Genomic DNA, 18,074 nt, shown 5'->3' on the forward strand with positions numbered 1-18,074 from the left:
GGCGATCCTCCTACCCACAGACCCCGTGATCGCGCGAAAAAGGATACGCGAGAAATTTCTCGATTTTCTCACCCAAAGCAACACAGTGATTTCATGCTCGCGCTCTGGCCGCCGTCTCGCCGAGTTCGAGGACGGGGGGCGTGATCACGACACGGGAGGGCGGCGAGCGAAAACAAAAAGGGGCTCAGGGATCTGCCACTCCCGTCGGTTGTGTTGAGTCGGGATGTGTGTGGTGGGATCGGTCCTTGAGCAGATCGTCGAGCCGGGCGGCCGAGAGCAATGTATGGCGATGCTCTGGTCCCAGAACGCGGCGCTGGGCGTCGAGACAGCGCCGGAGCAGCGTCTCGGCCTCGTCGAGCCGGCCTCGGGTCCGGAGGAGGGCGGCGAGGCTGCTGGCGACGTAGAGGGTGGAAGGATGCTCGGTGCCGAGAGACTGTCGCCGCGCCTCAAGGCTCTGGCGGAACAGAGGCTCCGCTTCCTCGAACCGCCCTTGCTGGTTCAGCACGTGGCCCAGGTTGTAGAGGGCGGTCACGGTGTCGGGATGGCGGGCGCCGAGGATTTTGCGGTCGGTGGCGAGCGACTCGCGGAAGATCTGTTCCGCCTCGGCGTACTTTTTCTGCTTCTCGAAGGAAACGCCGAGGTTGTTGAGCGTCGTCAGCGTGCTCGGGTGCTCCGGTCCCTTGCTGCGCCGCTGCTCGTCGACCAGGCCCCGGTAGAGCGTCTCGGCCTCGTCGAACCGACCTTCCTGGAGGAAGACGTCGCCCAAGTTGAAGCGGGCGGAGAACATGATGTCCGGATCAGGTTTCGAGGCGAGACGCGCGGCTCCGAGGGAACTCCGATAGAGCGACTCCGCTTCCTGGAGCCGCCCCTGGGTCCGGTGGACCTCCGCGAGGTACTCGGCGGTTCGCAACGAGGTTGCGTGCGAATGCCCGAGCGTGCGGCGTGCCTCGGCCAGGGACCGGGTGAGGAGCGTCCGGGCCTCGTCCCAGCGGCCGAGGTGCGAGAGCAGATGGCCGAGCCCCGACGCCGCTTCGAGCCGGTCCGCCCGATCGCGATCACCCAGGCGTTCGAAAAGCTTGTGAGCCGCGCGATAGTGGGACTCGCTCTTGAAATACTCGCCGAGGCCGTGATAGGCGCGGCCGACGGCAAGCTGAATCGTCGCCTCGATCTCGGACTGGCCGGCGAACGACGAGCCGACCTTCGCCGCGGCGCGGTCCAGAGCTTCCGATAGCGTCAGGCGGTTCGCGGCGGGGTTACTCGCGGGCTCCGCTCGATCGAGCAGGCCCTCGATCAGGAACCGGTTGATGGCCGCGGCCTTGGCGGCCTCGCCTCGGGCCTCTTGCTCGGCGACGAGCATGAGTCGCTTCTGCCGTACGGCCTCGCGCCAGTTCCAGGTGATGCCGGCGAAGCCGACGACTATCGCCAGCCCGAGGGCCGCGACGAGCCCCGCCTGAATCGGCTTGCGCCGGCACCAGCGCCACGACCGCGCCAGCGGTCCGACCGGACGCGCGACGATCGGCCGGCCATCGAGGAACCGACCGAGGTCCTCGGCGAGGTGCCAGGCCGTCTCGTATCGATTCGATGGGTCCTTCGCCATCGCCTTGGCGATGATCGTCGCCAGGTCGAACGGGACAGCGGGGTTCAGACGCCGGAGCGGCGTCGGCTCCTCCTCGGCGATCCTCCGGAAAATCTCCTGGCGATCGTCGCCCGTGATGGCGGGTCGCAACGTCAAGAGCTCGTAAAGAGTCGCGCCCAACGAGTAGATGTCGGTGCGGCGGTCAACCAACGCCCGTTTGCCGAGAGCCTGCTCGGGGCTCATGTAGCGCAGCGTGCCGGGCAAGTCACCCGTGACGGTGAGGCCGGCGTCCCCCTGGACGTCGGCCATCCCGAAGTCGGCCACCCAGAGCTCGCCGCGCAGGTCGACGAGGAGGTTGGCCGGCTTGATGTCGCGGTGAACGACCCCTTGGTCGTGCGCGTAGCCGAGCGCCTCGGCCGCCTGCACCCCCAAGCCGGCGACTGCGCGGAGAAAGGCGCGACTGCGTAGTGACGGCCCTCCCGAAGCGTCGGAATGGTCCGATCCGCGGGCGGGTTGCGAACCGTGACGGCTCCCCTCGGGCTCGCGCCGGAGCGGGGCCAGGCGCCCCGAGAGTAGCCCCGCCGCAACGGTGCTGAGTCCCTCGGAGGAAGAGTGACTCGCGGCCACCTCGCTGTGGCCATCGACCAGGTGGCGGAGCTCGCCGACCAGGTCGGCCAGGCTCCCCCCCTCGATGAATTGCATCGCGTAATAGGGGACGCCGTGGACCAGGCCCACATCATGCACCGGGACGATCCGGGGGTGTTGGAGCCAGCCGGCCACTTGCGCTTCAAGCTGAAATCGCTGCAAGGCGCGGGGATCCATCGCCGAGGCCTGGGGCAGAATCTTCAAGGCGACCCGGCGCTTGAGGGCCACTTGCTCGGCCTCGTAGACGACGCCCATCCCTCCTCGGCCCACTTCGCGGAGGATCCGGAAGTTGCCGAAGACCGTACGCCCTTCCTCGTCCCTCCCGGCCTCCGGAAAGTCCTCACCGCCGCCCTCCGCAAGCTCGGCCAGGCTTCGCATCGCCGGCAGCAGGCTCCGGAGCATCTCGGCCCAGGCCGGATGCTCCTCGACGATCTTCTCGATGTCGATCGTCTCACCCCCGAGGATCCGCTTCGTCGCCTCCTCCACCAGATCGACAAGCACCGGGTCAAGGGCTGCAAGATCGGCAGGCGACCCCGAGAGGCTCGAACGAGTGCCGCCCGAGGGCGACGAATCCAAAGGCTGGCCGACGGAGTGGCGCGGGGCTCGAGCGTGCCAGGACGCGACCTCGACGTCATCATGGTTCTCAGGATGCGGCATCGCGGAGACTCACGCGGGATCGACCCCGGCAAACGAGGATCCGAGCGTGCTCAATCAAGCCCGCCCGGCGAGATCGGCTCGCAATCGACGACGAGGAACAGCAGCCAGTCCGGGGGAGGGAACCGTCCGGCCGGGAGAGAAGCGATCGGGAGAGGTGGAGATAAGAGCAATGCGTCCCAAAAATCCCTGGCAGGGGATCTCAAACCCTCTCGAGGATATCCATCTTCAAGCCCATTTGACCAGACCTCTCGCTCCCCATATCGGCAAAAAAAGGGCCCGCTCTCCCGCGGATGAGTGACTCGATGATCTATCTTTCGTTCCGTCCTCCAACTCGTCAAGGATCATTTCCTGCTAATTTGATCGAGATAGTGGCACATCGGTCTCTCGAGGAGAATTGCCAGAAAACTCAAGCGAGAGATGGCCGACCGCCCAGATTTCCGTGGAATCACCAGCGAGTGACGCGAAGGATCGGTTTTTCAAAATCCGTTTGAGAAGAAAAATAGGCCGGTCGGTCTCAGCTCAGGTCTTATATGATGACCTCGCAACGGCCTGAGGAGACGAGCAAGAAATGGGGGCCCGATCACGGCACGTCCAGCCCTGTTTTTCTGACGGGCCCGGCGGTAAGACCAGGACGCGCGGGTTCGTACCTGAACCTCACTGATCTCGAGGACGGAAACCTCAAAAGGGAGGTCGACATGCTCGGCTTACTGACGCGACTCGGAGTGATTGCCTGTCTCTGGCTGGTGACCCAGTTCGGGACGACGGAGGCTCAGGAGTCCGTCGGCACGAAGGAAGTCCGTTACCGGGAGAGCCGCACGGCCATCGCGAACCCGGAACGCGGCTTTTATGCGCCCAGGATGAGCGAACGTATGGACGGGCTGGAGGGGCTGCGGGCACGCGGGATCACGCTGCTCCTCGTCGAGATGGACCTGCGGGATTTCAAGGACCGTGAGCTCAGCCCGGAGAAGCTCGCCGAGTTGCGGCTCGCCTTCTCCAAAGCCAGGGAGAACGGGCTGAAGGTGATCTTCCGCGCCGCGTACGGCTTCACCGGGCGGGATTACCAGGCCGACCCCAAGGACCTGGGGCGGATCCAGGGCCATATCAAGCAGCTCGGGACGGTCTTCGCGGCGGATCGCGACGTTCTCTTCGCAGTCCAGGCAGGATTCCTCGGCCCCTGGGGGGAATGGCATGGATCCAACCACGGCGAGACCCCGTCGCTGGAGGCACGCCGTGCTGTGCTCTTCGGCTTGTTCGAGGCGGTTCCGTCACCAGTCGCGGTGCAGGTCCGGCGGCCGATGTTCATCCGCGACCTGTTCGCCGGCGAACCCGACCTGACGGCCGAGACCGCCTCGAAGGGGGTGTTGCTCTCGAGGACCGGCTGGCATAACGACGCGCTCCTGAGCCTGCCGACGGACATGGGGACCTACGCGGAGCGGGGCTGGGATCGGGACCGCGAGCTCCGCTGGTGCGAGAACCAGGGGCGTTACACGCCGTTCGGCGGCGAGACGGTCCCCAGTTCGGCGAGGACGCCCATCGAGCAGGTGGTTCGAGAGCTGGAGCAACTGCACACCACGTATCTGAACAGTGCGTATCACCGGGGGACGCTCGACGGCTGGCGAAAAGCCGAGCACCTTGGCGAGAACGCATTCAGCCACATCGAGCGACGGCTCGGCTATCGGCTGGTGGCGGATCGGCTGCGCTACCTGGCGGTCATGCCGGGCGAGCCCATTCGCATCGAGTTGGAACTGAGGAATGTCGGTTTCGCCGCACCCGTCCTGCCGCGCGAGGTCGCGATGGTGCTGAGCCGGGGAGACACCCAATACCGGGCTATTGCCGACGCGGACCCCCGGCGCTGGGACCCGGGTGTGGCGATCCGCGTCGGTTGCGAGCTGCGCCTGCCGCCAGACGCTCCCCGTGGCCCTTGGACGCTGTCGCTGCACCTGGCGGACCCGTCGCCGGGTCTCCGGGACGACGGCCGGTATGCCATCCGGCTGGCCAATGAAGACATCCGCTTCATCGAGCAATCCGGCTGGAACGTTCTGGCCGAGGACGTGGAGATCCGCTGACGATTGCTAAGGGGGACACAAGGCCGTCGGGCAGCTCGCGGTCGACGAACCCGGCGAAATCTCGGGCGGTGAACGAGGCGAAGCCTTTTCCGGCCCAGTTCCCGGAAATGCTCGACACCATGACGCCGAAGCGTCTCGCGTCCTCCTGCTCCTCGGTCCATCGGCCACGGGTAGCACGGATCGGGGCGGGGCGCAAGTCAGCTTGTTCCAGGCCGCGGGCCTCGATCTCCTCATTCCTCATTTTCCGGGGCTGGATCGGCGCGGCCACAGGATCGCGCCTGCCACGCCGATGAGCAGACCGAAGATCGCCCCGCCCACGGCCCCGACGGCGAGGTCGATCGCGAAAATGACGAAGGGCGCGAACCCGGCAGACTCGAAGCCCATCGTCCCCGGAGCCGGGGGGAGTGTGTTCACCACCGTCATGGCCCGGTAGCCGCCGACGGCGAGTCCGCCGATCAACCCAAGGATCGTGACAAGGATGACCATGGCCGAGCGGCCAAGGATCGACTTCAATCGGGCACTTCGCGCGGACGTGGGCATGGCAGGCTCCTTTCGGGTCTCTATCTGGATCTGGCGGAACGTCCGCATGCCGTGCCATCGCGGAGGAACCGCTTGCACCTCCAGCCCGGCCGGAAGGCAAGAGGCGGGTCGGGATCTTCCGCGGGCGTGAGCCTCCAGGCCGTGCTACGGCTTGGGGATGCCGACATTCAGCAATCCCCAGAAACAGCCATTGCACGTAGCAGTCGCCCAAGCGTCGGAAAACCTTGTCGCGACCGCTACGTCGAGGGGCTGATAGTGAGGATGTTACTTGAATAGGGAAATGAGCATGTGCGTCGACGGCTTCGAGCCATGCCACCTTTGTGGCAAGAGTTGTGATGCATACAGGCTATCCCTTGTTTTTGCGAATCATCATTGAACGTGTGACATAAAATTGTGCAGTCGTCAATATTGTTGTTGTTTCTCTGCTCCTGGCCCCACTCCTTGGGGCCGTATGCGGAATTGCGGAGAGTCCCGAAGGAAAACGGTCATTCCGTATGAGAGGCGATGCGCCGTGTTCAGATTCCCTTGATACGGCCTGTTTGCGGGGCTGAGCGGGGAAATCGAGCGACCTGACGGCCCAACGACCGGCACTATCCCCGGCCACGTCACCGGAGTAGGATGGCCGGAGAGTGAAGCAACTGAACCGATCCCAAAGAGGCGGACCGCGGAGGGAATCAGCATGGCGATGATGCGTGTCGCGCAGGTCTCGAGCCCCAAGGGCTCCTTCGAGATCGTGGAAAGACCGATCCCCGAGCCAGGAGCGGGGACGGTGCGGATCAAGGTGCAGGCTTGCGGAATCTGCCACAGTGATTCGATCACCAAGGAAGGGCTATTGCCGGGGATCCAGTATCCACGGGTTCCCGGGCATGAGGTCGCCGGGGTGATCGACGCGGTCGGCCCCGGTGTCCCGGGATGGGCGGCGGGCCAGAGGGTGGGAGTCGGATGGAACGGCGGCTATTGCGGTTATTGCGATCACTGCCGCCGCGGGGAGTTCTTTGCCTGCGTGCGGGGCCAGGTCACCGGCATCACCTATGACGGTGGCTATGGGGAATACCTGATCGCCCCCGCCAGCGCGGTCGCGCTCATGCCCGCCGACTTGCCGGCTGTCGAAGCTGCGCCACTGATGTGCGCCGGCCTGACCACGTTCAACGCCCTGCGAAATAGCGGGGCGCGTGCGGGCGATGTCGTTGCCGTTCTCGGGCTGGGCGGCCTCGGACATCTCGGCGTCCAGTATGCCGCGAAGATGGGCTTCCGCACGGTCGGCATCGCGCGGGGGAAGGAGAAGGAGCCGCTCGCCCGTCAGCTGGGCGCGTCGGTCTACATCGACAGCCTTTCGCAGGACCCGGCGGAGGAGCTCAACAAGCTGGGCGGGGCCAAGGCCATCCTGGCGACGGTGACCAACGGCGAGGCGATGAGCGCAGTCCAGGGCGGCATCGCGGCGAACGGGACGTTGCTCGTCATCGGGGCGGCCGAGTCGATGCAGGTCTCGCCCCTGCTCTTGCTCTCGGGGTGCCGTTCCGTCAAGGGTTGGTATTCCGGGACCTCGATCGACTCGCAGGATACGCTGGCGTTCAGCGTGATGGCCGGTGTGCGCTCGATGAACGAGACCTTCCCGCTGGAAAAGGTTGCCGAGGCCTACGACCGCATGATGAGCGGCAAGGCGCGGTTTCGGGTCGTCCTGACAATCGGGGAGTAGGCCAAAGCGAATCGTTTGAGCAAGGACACGCATTGTGATCTTGGAATCGCATTACGTGTCCAGGCTTTCCACGATTACGTTCCTTGCCAAGGGTCGATAATCAGGGCTCCCCACGCCTCGAAATGCTTCGTGTTTCGGGGGCGGACCTTCGCTCAAGGCGAGGTTCACCACCTCGGAGCGTCGGTTCTTCGCATCGGCGAGATTCCAGGTCATTCGGCACCTCCATGATCGAACTGGCCACGCTAGCCAGCCTGCCACGTTTGAGGACTTTCGGCAGGGACGCATTGAAGCCCCCCGCCCTGCCCCGCAACTTCATCACCAAGGTGAAGGAAGCCGACGGACAAATTGCCTATTTTGCCGGCGTGATACCCTATCCTTCTCGCATGCATCGCAACTACAATGCTTGCTTCCGTAGGGTGAACGAGGTTGGCGGTGGTAGTCCGCCCCGAGGTTGCCCTTTTCCGATTGCTCCCCCAAAGCCCAGCTTCGCCTCACCGAGACGGCAGCAGGTCAGCGCCGGCAGCGTCGGGTCGCAGGGGGTGTCCTGCAGTCATGCCTACCAGAGGACGAGGGTGTCCCCCGGGAAAACGCGATGGCCGCACGCGACTCATTCAACAGCCGGACGTCCGAACTCGGCCCCCCCGCGCCGGAGTCCCTGGAGCCGCTACGGGCCGTGCACACGACGAACTTCCCCGCATTGCTGCGGCAGTTGGGCGTGTCTCTGCTGGTAACCACCTACCAAGCCGGCAAGCTGGTGATCGTCCGCGAAGAGGGAGACCACCTCAACGCTCACTTCCGCCTCTTCCACGCCCCGATGGGTCTCGCCCTCGACGGTGGCCGGCTGGCCATCGGCACACTAGTTCAAGTGCATGAATACGTCGATGTTCCGGCGGTGGCCTCCAAGCTCGACCCGCCCGGCCGGCACGACGCCTGCTTCCTGCCCCGCGCCAGCCACCACACGGGCAACATCCAGGGGCACGAGATGGCCTGGGACGCCGATGGGGCACTCTGGGTTGTCAACACCCGGTTCTCCTGCCTCTGCACGCTCGACCGCTCGGCCAGTTTCACGCCGCAGTGGCAACCGCCGTTCATCACGGCGCTGGAGCCGTCCGACCGCTGCCACCTCAATGGCCTGGCCATGGTCGACGGCCGCCCACGCTATGTCACGGCGCTTGGCGAGACTGACGAGCCGTCGGGCTGGCGCGCGAACAAGTCCAAAGGCGGCATCGTGATGGATGTCGCCTCGGGCGAGGTGATCACCCGTGGCTTGTCGATGCCCCACTCGCCGCGTTGGCATGGCGGCCGGCTCTGGGTCTGCGAATCGGGCACGGGGACGCTTGGCACGATCGACATGACAACCGGCAAGTACGAGCCGATCGCCGAGGTGCCGGGCTTCACACGGGGGGTCGACTTCGTCGGCAACCTCGCCTTCGTCGGCCTCTCTCAGGTGCGGGAGAGCGCTGTCTTTAGCGGCATCCCGATCACCGAGCGACTGCCCGCCGACGAGCGGACCTGCGGGGTCTGCGCGATCGACCTGAGGAATGGCCAGGTCGTTGCGCTCTTGCGTTTCGATACCGCCGTGCAGGAGGTCTTCGCCCTGACGGTTCTACCGGGCCGACGATACCCGGAACTGATCAACGACGACGCGAAGCTGCTGGCCAACTCATTCGTGGTGCCCGATGCGGTGCTCGCCAACGTGCCGGCGTTTCTGCGCGGGCCGGCGCAAGCGACCCTTGGTGCGGCGGGATCAGCCGAGCGCAGGAGTGTGCCACGCGGGACGTTCAGGAGCGTGTGAGACAGGTTTTCCTCCATCAATGTTGTTCAACTCCAGTCACAAGGCATAACGATGAGTTTCCATTTGGCGCAGAATCCGCCGAAGGCCGTGAGGGGAACGCTCGAAGGTCGGCAACGTCGACGGCAACGACCGACGTTGATGGCGCTCGAGGAACGCCAACTGCTCTCGCTGTTCACCGTCACGAAAACGACCGACGACGGCAGTGACGGCACGCTGCGCTGGGCGGTCGGCCAGGCGAATGCGGCCTCCGAGTCCAGCACGATCGAGTTCTCTCCCCTATTCAACACACCTCAGACGATTACGCTGACCCAAGGCAGGACTTCCGGCCTCGAATTGACCAACCAGAGTTGGTCGGAAACGATCCAGGGCCCGATGGTGAAAGTGAGGGTCAGCGGCAACGATGGCAATGTCAATAACGTACTCTCGGTCTTGACCGGCGTGACCGCCTCGATTTCCAACCTTGAAATCACCGACGGATATGATCCTGACTTTGTCGCTTATGGCGGCGCTGGCCTGTTCATTGGTTTCAGCGCGACAGCGACGGTGACCAACTGCGACTTCAGTAACAACGTCGCCCAAAATGCCGGCGGCAGCATCTTGAACTTGGGCACCGCAGCTCTGACCGGATGCACCATCAGCAACAGCCAGTCCCCCCATGGCGGCGGCATTGCCAACGGCTCGGGCGGCAAGCTGACGATGACCAATTGTACGATAAGCGGCAACCTCGCGATGGATAGCGTGGGTCCCAATGCGGGAGGGGGGGGCGGCCTCTACAACGGTAATGTGGCGGACCTGACCAACTGCATAATCGAACGAAATAGCGCCGCCGAAAAAGGCGGTGGCGTCTTCAATGTGCTGGCCAAGACGGTGAACATGACCGCCTGCACCATCAGCGGCAACGGCACCGCCTCTGACGGTGACGGCGGCGGTTTCTACAGTGAAGGTACGCTGAATCTCCAGGGATGTACCATCAGTAACAACTCGGCCAACCGGGGGGCCGGCGCCTTCAGTGTCGCGGAGGGGGAATATATTGGCGGTGTCTTGAACTTGACGGACTGCACCGTCAGCGGCAACACCTCCAGCGCGAGCGGCGGCGGCCTGTACAGTGGCGGCATCAGTGTGAGCCTGGTGAATTGCACCGTCAGTGGCAACGAGGCACGCTCCGGCGGCGGTGGTGGATTGCTCTCCAGCCACGGCACCGCCACGCTGACCTCGAGCACGTTCAGCGGCAACACTGCTGGCCAGTACGGCGGCGGCCTGTACAACTATTACTGCACGGCGACGATCACCAACTGTACTGTCTTCAAGAACTCCGCCGGCCCTGGCTATTACGGCGGCGGCCTGTACAACGACGGCTACTCGGCCACCCTGGTGTTCTGCACCTTTAGCCAGAACTCGGCCACCTACGGCGGTGGCGTGTATAACTATCATACCGGCACGGTGAACCTGCAAAACAACATCGTCGCCGGGAACACGGCTTCCAATCAGGGCTCCGACGCCGGCCCCGACGTCTATGCCACCGTCTCCTCTCTTGGCGGCAACTTGATTGGTGTGGTCGACAGCGGAAGCGATGGTTGGCAATCCTCCGACTTCACCACGGGCACGCGCACCAACCCGCTCAATCCCCGTCTGGCAACGTTGGGCAATTACGGCGGACCGACCCAGACCATGGCCCTTCTGCCCGGCAGCCCGGCCATCGGCAATGGCGTACCCGTCGGAAAGATTCTGACCGATCAGCGCGGCCAGGGGCGATCCGGGCGTAGCGATATCGGAGCCTTCCAGAGCGGCGGTTTCATCCTCACGCCGGTCGCCGGCAGCAGCCCGCAATCGGCCGTCGTCGGAAAGGAGTTCGCCCACCCGCTGATCGTCACCGTGAAGGCCAACAATCCGGTCGAGCCGGTCGACGGCGGCGTCGTCCTCTTCGTTGCGCCGGCGGCCGGCGCCTCCGCCACGCTCTCGGCCGCCACGGTGATCATTGCCAACGGCCAGGCCGGCGCGACCGCCATCGCCAACGCCACGCGCGGCGCGTACACCGTCACCGCGACCGCCGCCGGCGCCGCGTCGGCTCGCTTCGCCCTGGCCAATTCCGAGGCGCCCAGCCTGGTGGTGACGGACTACCAGGACGTGGTGGACGCGTTCGACGGCCTGACCAGCTTGCGCGAGGCAATCGCGTACGCCAACAGTCACCCCGGCCCCGACACCATCACCTTCACCCCGGCCGACTTCTTCGGCAAGTCACTCCGAACGATCCGGCTTCTCGCCGGCCCGCTGGTGCTGACCGATCCGGCGACCACGACGATCCACGGTCCAAGGGCGAGGCGGCTGACGATCAAGGGCGACGGCCGGAGTCGGGTCTTCGACGTCCAGGCTGGGTCGGCGGCGCTGTCGGGGCTGACGATCGCCGGAGGCCGGGCCGACCACGGCGGCGGCCTGCGCAACGACGGCGGCACGCTGGTGCTGTCCGGCGTCATTATCCGCAACAACTCCGCCCGTGGCTTCGGCGGTGGCCTGTTCAACACGGGCCGGGCGCGGCTCACCAATGTCATCATCGGCGGCAACCACGCCCGCGTCGGCGGCGGTATCGCCAACCTCGGCAAGCTGGCGCTGGCCCGCGTCACCATTGGCCACAACTTCTCCCCCGTCGCCCGCGGGCTGTTCAGCCGCCGCGCGGCGACACTACTGCCTCGATGAGGCCCGGTCGGACCGCGGGCGGTGACGCTGGCAACGGCGCCACCGGATCGCGCCGCGGGCCGCCAGGGAGCCTGTTGGCCATATCCCGGCCGGTGCGCTATTTTAGGTAGAGAACCCACCGCAGAATCGACGGGGACCGGAGGCCGCTAGTGTCTTTCACCGTTCATGAGGTGAGGTCGAAAAGGGGGCATTCGTCAATAATGCCGTCATTTGGTCAATCTGGGATATTGCATAGTGTCTCACAGGAATGAGTTTATCTGATTTGCGCAGACTGCGTCAAGAATGAGGGGCGTCCCCATTTCAACGCCCCGGGCGAGATGTGCGGACCGTCAGCAGGGTCGTGAACGATTACTTATCGAAGTACTCGTCCGCTACCGGATTCCACTGATCCAGCGAGATGGATTTGATTGTCTTAGCCTTGACCGGTGCCCACTTTCGTAGATCGCAATGGACGCACTCACGGGCCATCAAATTGCCGTAGAACCAGGTGAGATGAAAGGGACGCCCGCAATTTGGGCAGGGCCAAAACAATTTCCTCCAATGAGCGACCATGATATTGCCCAACGCCGGCAGGGCGGCAATTAATATGAAAAGGATGTCATAATTTAATCCAAAGCGGGCGATGAAGTCGCATAGCAACGATCCGAATGCGAACCATGGTGGACATAGAAGGATCGCCAACCAGAACGCACGTTGTCGTCGCCTAAATTCGTCCCAAGCAGGGTCCATGGGAACCTTCGAATTGGTTCGGGATACATCGGTCTATGTGAACTTGGGACGAGAGCCCAAGTCCGTCGCCGCTCAGCACGCGATGTCTAAGCGGGTGGACTCGGTCCCCCTATAATTCAGTATGATTCGCACACCAATTGACGACGCAACCCGTGATGAACTCCAAGCCTTGCGCCGGAACCCGATTCCGCCGCGGGTCCGTGATCGTGTCGAAATGATCCTCCTCTCCGACGCGGGCTGGTCGGCCCCTCGCATTGCCATCCACCTGGGGGTCTGTGGCCAGACCGTTCGCGACGTCCTCCGGGCGTTCCTCGCCCGCGGCCTCGAGGCGCTGTATCCCTTCCGCTCGGGACCCGCCCCCAACCTCGCCAATCGCGACCGTGTGGCCGACGAGTTGAGGCGGTTGCTTGCCGAGGAGCGAACCTGGACCAGTCGGCAACTCAGTCAAGCTCTCGCCGAGCAGGGGATCGTCCTGGGTTCCAAGCAGGTCCGCCGCCACCTCAAGCGAATCCAGGCCAGTTACCACCGCACGGCCTGGACCCTGAAGCATAAGCAGGATCCGGTCAAAGTGGAGCGAGCCGGCCACATCCTGGACAACCTCAAGGCGAAGGCGGACAACGGGGATTTGACGCTCTACTTCCTCGACGAGTGCGGCTTCGCTCCCACCCTGCCGGTCGGCTATAGCTGGTCGTTGCCCAAGCAGCGCAAGTTCATCCGCTACGAGGCTTCGCAACGGCGCCGGGTCAACGCGATGGCCGCCTATCGGCCCTATGGCCGCACGCCACGGCTGGAGGTGTTCACGGCCGAGCGGACCTGGGATTCGTATGACCTGCTTGGATTCTTGAAGGCGTGTAAGCGCTCGAGATTCCCAGGGGGGAGGCCGCGATTGGCACTCCCGTCACTCCGCGCATCGGACCGCCCTTGGATCACTTCCGCTTGCGACGATCCGCTCGTTTTGCGTCGCGACGCCGTGCCCGCTCACGTGATTCCTCCAGGCGATGCGTCAGCACGTGTCCCGGATGGTTCCGAGCCCACCGATCGGGCAAGAGGTCCTCGACTCGTTCCGGGGCCACGCTCAGCGTCATCAGCACGTCCTTGACGTAGGCCCACGGCTCCAGACGATGACGCTTCGCCCCTGCCACTATCGTGCTCAACACCGCCGCTCGCGGTCCCGCATCCACATTCCCCAGGAACAACCAATTCTTCCGGCCGATGGCTTGGTCGCGGAGGCGACGCTCCGCCACGTTGTTGTCGATCGTCAGCCGGCCGTCCTCGGTGTAGCGGCACAACGCCTTCCACTGATTCCGCGCATAGGTCAGAGCCTGGCCCAACGCCGATTTCGGCAGCGACTGGTCCGCAAGCCGATCGAGGTCCCCTCGAAGCCGTTCCAGGATCGGCACCGCTTCTTGCGCACGCAGGGCCTGTCTCGCCTCAACGGACAACCCTCGGGCGCGATCCTCCACGTCGTATAACCGGCGGATCGCTTCCAGGATCAAACCCGCGTTCCCCGGCGACGACGACCGCGCATCGTAGAACTTGCGGCGGGCGTGCGCCCAGCAAGCGACTTCAAGGATCGCCGAAGGCGACCCGAGATAGAGTCCGTCATATCCGGCATATGCGTCAGCCTGAAGATAACCCGCGAAGCCGGCGAGGAACGTCGCCGGCCCGTCGCGTTTGCGACTCGCCGTATGGTCGTACACGTCGTAGGAATGATCCTCGTCCCCATGATAGAGCCAGAACCGTGTCGTCAGGCTCCCGGGAGCCTCGCCGCCCAGCGCCTTGACGGGGGTGTCATCGGTCCAGATCACCGGAGATTGGAGCACGAGCTGCTTCTGGAGGTCGTAGAGCGGCCCCATCAACTCGGCGGCCTTGCGGACCCAATCGCACAGCGTCGCACGCGGCAGGTGCAAACCGTAGCGAACCGAGATGTCCTCGAAGCGGTACAGGGTCAAGTGATCGATAAACTTGGAAATCAGCAATTGCGAAAGCAGACCCGCTCCCGCGATGCACCCCGGGAGCGGCCGCTCCGGTCCGTCGGGGCTTTTCACACCGTCGTGGCAGTGCGAGCACGCGTACTTGGGAAGGACGTGGACCCGGACCTCCAGGCGAGCCGGGATGAATTCGAGCTCACGCCGCTCATCCTCGCCGATGCGTGCCTTGGACCGGCCGCAGCATGAGCAAGTCTTGTCCGCCTCGGGCACGTCATGTTCGATGCGGACCTGGGGCAGGCGGCTGAAATCCAGCGTCCGCGATGGCCGGGACTTCCTCGGAGCGGCCGGCGTCGGGGCCTCCGGTTCGGCCTCGGGAGTCACCTCGAGGTCCTCGCCGAACGCGAAGAGATGACCTTGTCCGGGATCGTCGCATCGTTCGCTACGTCGCCCGTAGACATAGCGGCGGTACCGCTCCAACTCCTGGCGCAGGCGGTCGTTCTCTTGCGCCAACTCCTCATTGGCCCTGGTGGCTTGATCGAGTGCGGCGAGCAGGTCCTGGATCCGTTGCTGCATCGCATCGACGGGAGGGGCCGCGTCGCCAGAGACTGGCGGCGACGCGGGCGATTCGGGGCCGGATTGGGCATTTCGACCGAGAGGAATAGTCATCACTTGAATTATCGCATGCTCACCTCTGATTTCAAGTGGTTTTCCCGGGATTCTCCCTGTTTTTCTCAGGCCTCCGGTATCGTTTTCGTTGCTGGGCGTTCCCCAGGTCGATGCCGCCCAGGAGCATGGCGAGTTGGGCGGACCGGAGTTCGATCGGGGCGTCGGAGGAGGGCCGGAGGGGGACCTGGAACGAGCCGGCTTCGAGGCGATAGTACCAGATCGCCAGGCCATCGACATTCCAGTAGAGGATCTTGATGCGATCACGTCGGCGATTCAGGAAGAGGAAGAGATGGCCGGAGAGGAGCTCCTCCTGAGGGAAGGCTTGGCTGACGATTCCCGAGAGCCCGTCAAAGCTTTTTCTGAGGTCGACGGAGTCGGCGTGAAGGAGGATCCGCACGGTGTGTGGGACGCTCAACATGAGGTGTCCTCCATCCTCGCCGCGACGCGGGCGACGGTCTCGACGACCCGGCAGACGAGTTCGTCGCCCGCGGCGATGGGCAGGAGGATTCGTCCGCCGTCGGGGAGTCGGATGGTGAGGAATTCAGCGGAATCGCCGGATCGCGACTCGGGGGCGGCGGCGAGGATGACCGGCACGAATGCCGGTTCGCGAGCCGGAGAGGGGACAGGGCCAGGCGAATCCGAGGCGAGGCGTCGCTTCCAAGCGTGGAAAGACGCGGTCGAGATCCCTTGGCCGTGGCAGAACTGGCCGATGGTGAGACCGCTGTCGGACTGCTGTTGCAGTCGCCGACGCCAGAGGACTGGGAGGGCAGGATTGGCGGCACGTGGCATCTTCTGACTCCGGAGGACGAACAAAATGGTCCGTCTTCCAGGCTATCAGGCGGCACAAGACTGGCTATTTCGAGCGCTTACGAAGGCGTTGCCATGGTCGAGTCGCCCGCGTGTCGTGGTACTGGACAATGCCAGCTTCCACACGAGCGCGGTGATCCGACAGGCCCGTCAGGAGTTGGCGGCATCGGGAATCTATCTCTACTACCTGCCGCCGTATAGTCCGGAGTTGAACCTGATCGAGTCGGTGTTCCGACAGGTGAAGCATCAGGAGATCCCTCAACGGAGCTTTCCGACACGCTGTGAATTGCGGAACGCCGTGGAGACTGGGTTCTCCAACTACGGCGAGCACCTTCCATCAAAAACTCCAAAAAGATTCCGTCCGGCCGCTTAGGAATAGGCCGGGGATAACTTCCGTGGTTGGCATCGGTTAGGATGTCAGACCAGATGTTTGGAGGGAGTATACGGGAGGGTCACATGGAAGCCTACACACCGACAGTCCAACGGATGATGAAACGGCTCTTCGGCTCGTTGAAAGAGAACGACCGGCGGCGGTATGCGGCGATCGAGGCCGCGAAGTTGGGGCACGGCGGGGTCGAATACATCGCGGGTGTCCTGGAGTGCGACCCGAAGACGATCCGGTTAGGCCTCGGGGAGTTGGAAGGCGAGGACGACCTGGACACGGGCCGCACTCGCAAAAAAGGGGCGGCCGGAAACGGTTGATCGAGGTCGACTCGGCCATCGAAGCGAACTTTCACAAGGTCCTTGAGGACCACACCGCGGGCGACCCGATGCGACTTGAAGTGAAATGGACCAACTTGTCGCGGCGCCAGATCGCCAAGCGGATGGAGGAATTGGGGACACGCGTCAGTCGCGACATCGTCTCGAAGTTGCTCCGGAAGCATGGTTACCGCAGGCGGAAGGCGGTGAAGAAGAAGACGATGGGGCCGCGCCACCCGGATCGCAACGCCCAGTTCGAGAATATCTCCCGTCTCAAGAAGAGGTACTTGAAGGCCGGCTTGCCGGTAATCAGCATCGACACGAAGAAGAAGGAATTGCTGGGCGATTTCCAACGCGACGGGGTGATCGATACTCAAGAAACGATCGTGGTCAACGACCATGACTTCGGGAGCATGGGCTCGGGTACTGTGATCCCGCACGGGATCTACGACGTGGGGCGGAACCTTGGATTCGTCCACCTCAACACCAGCCACGACACCAGCGAACTGGCCTGTGACAGCATTGCGGCTTGGTGGGAATACCACGGTCGGTTGGCCTATCCCGGGGCAAAGAAACTGCTGGTGCTGTGCGACGGCGGAGGTAGCAATAGTGCGTCGAGATATGTATTCAAGGAGCAACTTCAGAAGTTGGCGAATCGGCTGGGCATCGAGATCCGAATCGCCCATTACCCGCCGTACTGCTCGAAGTACAACCCGATCGAGCACCGCCTCTTCCCGCACGTGACGCGGGCCTGCCGCGGGGTGATCTTTCGAACGTTGGAGACGGTCCAGTACTACATCTCCAAGACCGAGACTGCCACGGGCTTGAAGGTGGCAGTGCGAATCCTTGAGAAGGTGTATCAGACCGGCATGAAGTGCGCCGAGGGATTCAAGGAGGGCATGAAAATTGTCTTCGACAAAGTCCTGCCCAAATGGAACTACCGGGCTCTCCCCAAACCAGCATGAAAACGGGAAGTTATTCCCGGCCTATTCCTTAGCAACGCGGAACAGCAAGGACATGCATTGTAACGCTGGCCTGAGTGAAATTGAATCGTCGAAACGGAGGTGGAGCAGTCCCAGGCGGTCGGCCACCTCACGCAACCGCGGTTGACTCGAAGCGAAGTAGCGCCCCAGCAACCAGCCATGACTCCGCTTCAACAGCCGAGCGAGTACCCCGGGCAACTCCCCCGAGATCGACGCCTTGCCTTCCCGGAACAGTTGGCCCGTGTCATCGAATGAGCAACAGGTCGTTCCCCAGCGTGAAGCCTTCGACCATCCCCTCACGCGTCGAGTCCAAGCCGCGGCGATCCTCGATCGGGCAGAGCCAGTGTGACTTCACCAGGCCGGAGGATAGCGCCTGGGCGGCCACGCTCCCCGCCTCGGCGGCTTTGAGTGCTCGACACGCCCCCATCGCGTGACGTCGGGGTCGACGAGATGAGCGAGAGCGATCGTTATTGCTGAGTCTCCTGGGTGAATCTGAGGATTTTCCCAGATTCTGATGCCAGGGTCCAGAGTGCAATACATGTCCTTGCTGTCAGGGATGTCCCCATGTCGACGCCCCAGCAGGGTTAGGAATC

The 18,074-nt window shown here is 63.9% G+C and carries 13 protein-coding genes and 1 pseudogene; 8 read left to right on the plus strand and 6 right to left on the minus strand.

The window, feature by feature from the left end; all coding sequences use genetic code 11:
* Positions 1-184: 184 nt before the first annotated feature.
* Positions 185-2,878: a serine/threonine-protein kinase gene (locus BUS42_RS28480; protein WP_074312681.1), complete on the minus strand. Its 2,694-nt coding sequence runs from the start codon at positions 2,876-2,878 to the stop codon at positions 185-187.
* A 695-nt stretch (positions 2,879-3,573) separates the two neighbouring features.
* Here BUS42_RS28480 and BUS42_RS28485 point away from each other — a divergent pair.
* A complete protein-coding gene (locus tag BUS42_RS28485; RefSeq protein ID WP_074312683.1) occupies positions 3,574-4,944 on the plus strand; it encodes a DUF4832 domain-containing protein in 1,371 nt (456 codons plus the stop codon).
* A 237-nt stretch (positions 4,945-5,181) separates the two neighbouring features.
* On the opposite strand, the gene BUS42_RS28490 is transcribed toward BUS42_RS28485, so the two are convergent.
* A complete protein-coding gene (locus BUS42_RS28490) occupies positions 5,182-5,484 on the minus strand; it encodes a hypothetical protein (RefSeq protein ID WP_074312685.1) in 303 nt (100 codons plus the stop codon).
* 679 nt (positions 5,485-6,163) lie between these two features.
* Here BUS42_RS28490 and BUS42_RS28495 point away from each other — a divergent pair.
* The 4 genes and pseudogenes from BUS42_RS28495 to BUS42_RS45485 all read left to right on the plus strand — a co-directional run.
* Positions 6,164-7,180, plus strand: a complete 1,017-nt coding sequence (locus BUS42_RS28495; protein WP_074312687.1) for an alcohol dehydrogenase — start codon at positions 6,164-6,166, stop codon at positions 7,178-7,180.
* A 592-nt stretch (positions 7,181-7,772) separates the two neighbouring features.
* On the plus strand, positions 7,773-8,975 hold the full coding sequence (locus BUS42_RS28500; RefSeq protein WP_074312689.1) for a TIGR03032 family protein: 1,203 nt from the start codon (positions 7,773-7,775) through the stop codon (positions 8,973-8,975).
* A gap of 138 nt (positions 8,976-9,113) precedes the next feature.
* Complete coding sequence (locus BUS42_RS28505; protein ID WP_143206552.1) at positions 9,114-11,666, plus strand: right-handed parallel beta-helix repeat-containing protein; 2,553 nt, start codon at positions 9,114-9,116, stop codon at positions 11,664-11,666.
* Between the two features lie 943 nt (positions 11,667-12,609).
* Positions 12,610-13,200 (plus strand): annotated as a pseudogene (locus tag BUS42_RS45485) (IS630 family transposase); the annotation flags it as partial.
* Positions 13,201-13,321: 121 nt separating this feature from the next.
* Here BUS42_RS45485 and tnpC read toward each other — a convergent pair.
* Genes tnpC through tnpA form a run of 3 tightly spaced genes read right to left on the minus strand, consistent with a single transcriptional unit; the run spans position 13,322 to position 15,781 of the window.
* Positions 13,322-14,992 carry an IS66 family transposase gene (gene tnpC / locus BUS42_RS28520; RefSeq protein ID WP_074306046.1) on the minus strand — a complete coding sequence of 557 codons (1,671 nt, stop codon included), beginning with the start codon at positions 14,990-14,992 and terminating at the stop codon, positions 13,322-13,324.
* A 31-nt stretch (positions 14,993-15,023) separates the two neighbouring features.
* The gene (tnpB, locus tag BUS42_RS28525; protein ID WP_074306044.1) at positions 15,024-15,410 is read right to left on the minus strand and encodes an IS66 family insertion sequence element accessory protein TnpB; all 387 of its coding nucleotides are present in this window, start codon (positions 15,408-15,410) and stop codon (positions 15,024-15,026) included.
* Positions 15,404-15,781, minus strand: coding sequence for an IS66 family insertion sequence element accessory protein TnpA (gene tnpA / locus BUS42_RS28530; RefSeq protein WP_074306042.1), 378 nt, complete (start codon positions 15,779-15,781; stop codon positions 15,404-15,406). Before tnpA ends, tnpB begins: the two co-directional genes overlap by 7 nt.
* Positions 15,782-15,806: 25 nt before the next feature.
* On the opposite strand from tnpA, the gene BUS42_RS28535 reads away from it, so the two are divergent.
* The 3 genes from BUS42_RS28535 to BUS42_RS28545 all read left to right on the plus strand — a co-directional run bounded on the left by BUS42_RS28535 (position 15,807) and on the right by BUS42_RS28545 (position 17,463).
* On the plus strand, positions 15,807-16,172 hold the full coding sequence (locus tag BUS42_RS28535; RefSeq protein ID WP_074312694.1) for a transposase: 366 nt from the start codon (positions 15,807-15,809) through the stop codon (positions 16,170-16,172).
* Positions 16,173-16,255: 83 nt separating this feature from the next.
* Positions 16,256-16,501: a hypothetical protein gene (locus tag BUS42_RS44465; protein WP_074306014.1), complete on the plus strand. Its 246-nt coding sequence runs from the start codon at positions 16,256-16,258 to the stop codon at positions 16,499-16,501.
* Positions 16,498-17,463, plus strand: a complete 966-nt coding sequence (locus BUS42_RS28545; protein WP_074306208.1) for an ISAzo13 family transposase — start codon at positions 16,498-16,500, stop codon at positions 17,461-17,463. The genes BUS42_RS44465 and BUS42_RS28545 overlap by 4 nt, the downstream gene beginning before the upstream one ends.
* Positions 17,464-17,725: 262 nt before the next feature.
* On the opposite strand, the gene BUS42_RS45490 is transcribed toward BUS42_RS28545, so the two are convergent.
* Positions 17,726-17,908 carry a hypothetical protein gene (locus BUS42_RS45490; protein WP_074312695.1) on the minus strand — a complete coding sequence of 61 codons (183 nt, stop codon included), beginning with the start codon at positions 17,906-17,908 and terminating at the stop codon, positions 17,726-17,728.
* Positions 17,909-18,074 lie beyond the last annotated feature (166 nt).

Source organism: Singulisphaera sp. GP187, from assembly GCF_900129635.1.
Lineage (GTDB): Bacteria > Planctomycetota > Planctomycetia > Isosphaerales > Isosphaeraceae > Singulisphaera.

Excerpts from the sequence above, each read along its gene's own strand:
- BUS42_RS28480 (WP_074312681.1), bottom strand. The coding sequence starts at position 2,878 with ATGCCGCATCCTGAGAACCATGATGACGTCGAGGTCGCGTCCTGGCAC.
- BUS42_RS28485 (WP_074312683.1), top strand. The coding sequence starts at position 3,574 with ATGCTCGGCTTACTGACGCGACTCGGAGTGATTGCCTGTCTCTGGCTG.
- BUS42_RS28490 (WP_074312685.1), bottom strand. The coding sequence starts at position 5,484 with ATGCCCACGTCCGCGCGAAGTGCCCGATTGAAGTCGATCCTTGGCCGC.
- BUS42_RS28495 (WP_074312687.1), top strand. The coding sequence starts at position 6,164 with ATGGCGATGATGCGTGTCGCGCAGGTCTCGAGCCCCAAGGGCTCCTTC.
- BUS42_RS28500 (WP_074312689.1), top strand. The coding sequence starts at position 7,773 with ATGGCCGCACGCGACTCATTCAACAGCCGGACGTCCGAACTCGGCCCC.
- BUS42_RS28505 (WP_143206552.1), top strand. The coding sequence starts at position 9,114 with ATGGCGCTCGAGGAACGCCAACTGCTCTCGCTGTTCACCGTCACGAAA.
- tnpC (WP_074306046.1), bottom strand. The coding sequence starts at position 14,992 with ATGACTATTCCTCTCGGTCGAAATGCCCAATCCGGCCCCGAATCGCCC.
- tnpB (WP_074306044.1), bottom strand. The coding sequence starts at position 15,410 with ATGTTGAGCGTCCCACACACCGTGCGGATCCTCCTTCACGCCGACTCC.
- tnpA (WP_074306042.1), bottom strand. The coding sequence starts at position 15,781 with ATGCCACGTGCCGCCAATCCTGCCCTCCCAGTCCTCTGGCGTCGGCGA.
- BUS42_RS28535 (WP_074312694.1), top strand. The coding sequence starts at position 15,807 with ATGGTCCGTCTTCCAGGCTATCAGGCGGCACAAGACTGGCTATTTCGA.
- BUS42_RS44465 (WP_074306014.1), top strand. The coding sequence starts at position 16,256 with ATGGAAGCCTACACACCGACAGTCCAACGGATGATGAAACGGCTCTTC.
- BUS42_RS45490 (WP_074312695.1), bottom strand. The coding sequence starts at position 17,908 with ATGGGGGCGTGTCGAGCACTCAAAGCCGCCGAGGCGGGGAGCGTGGCC.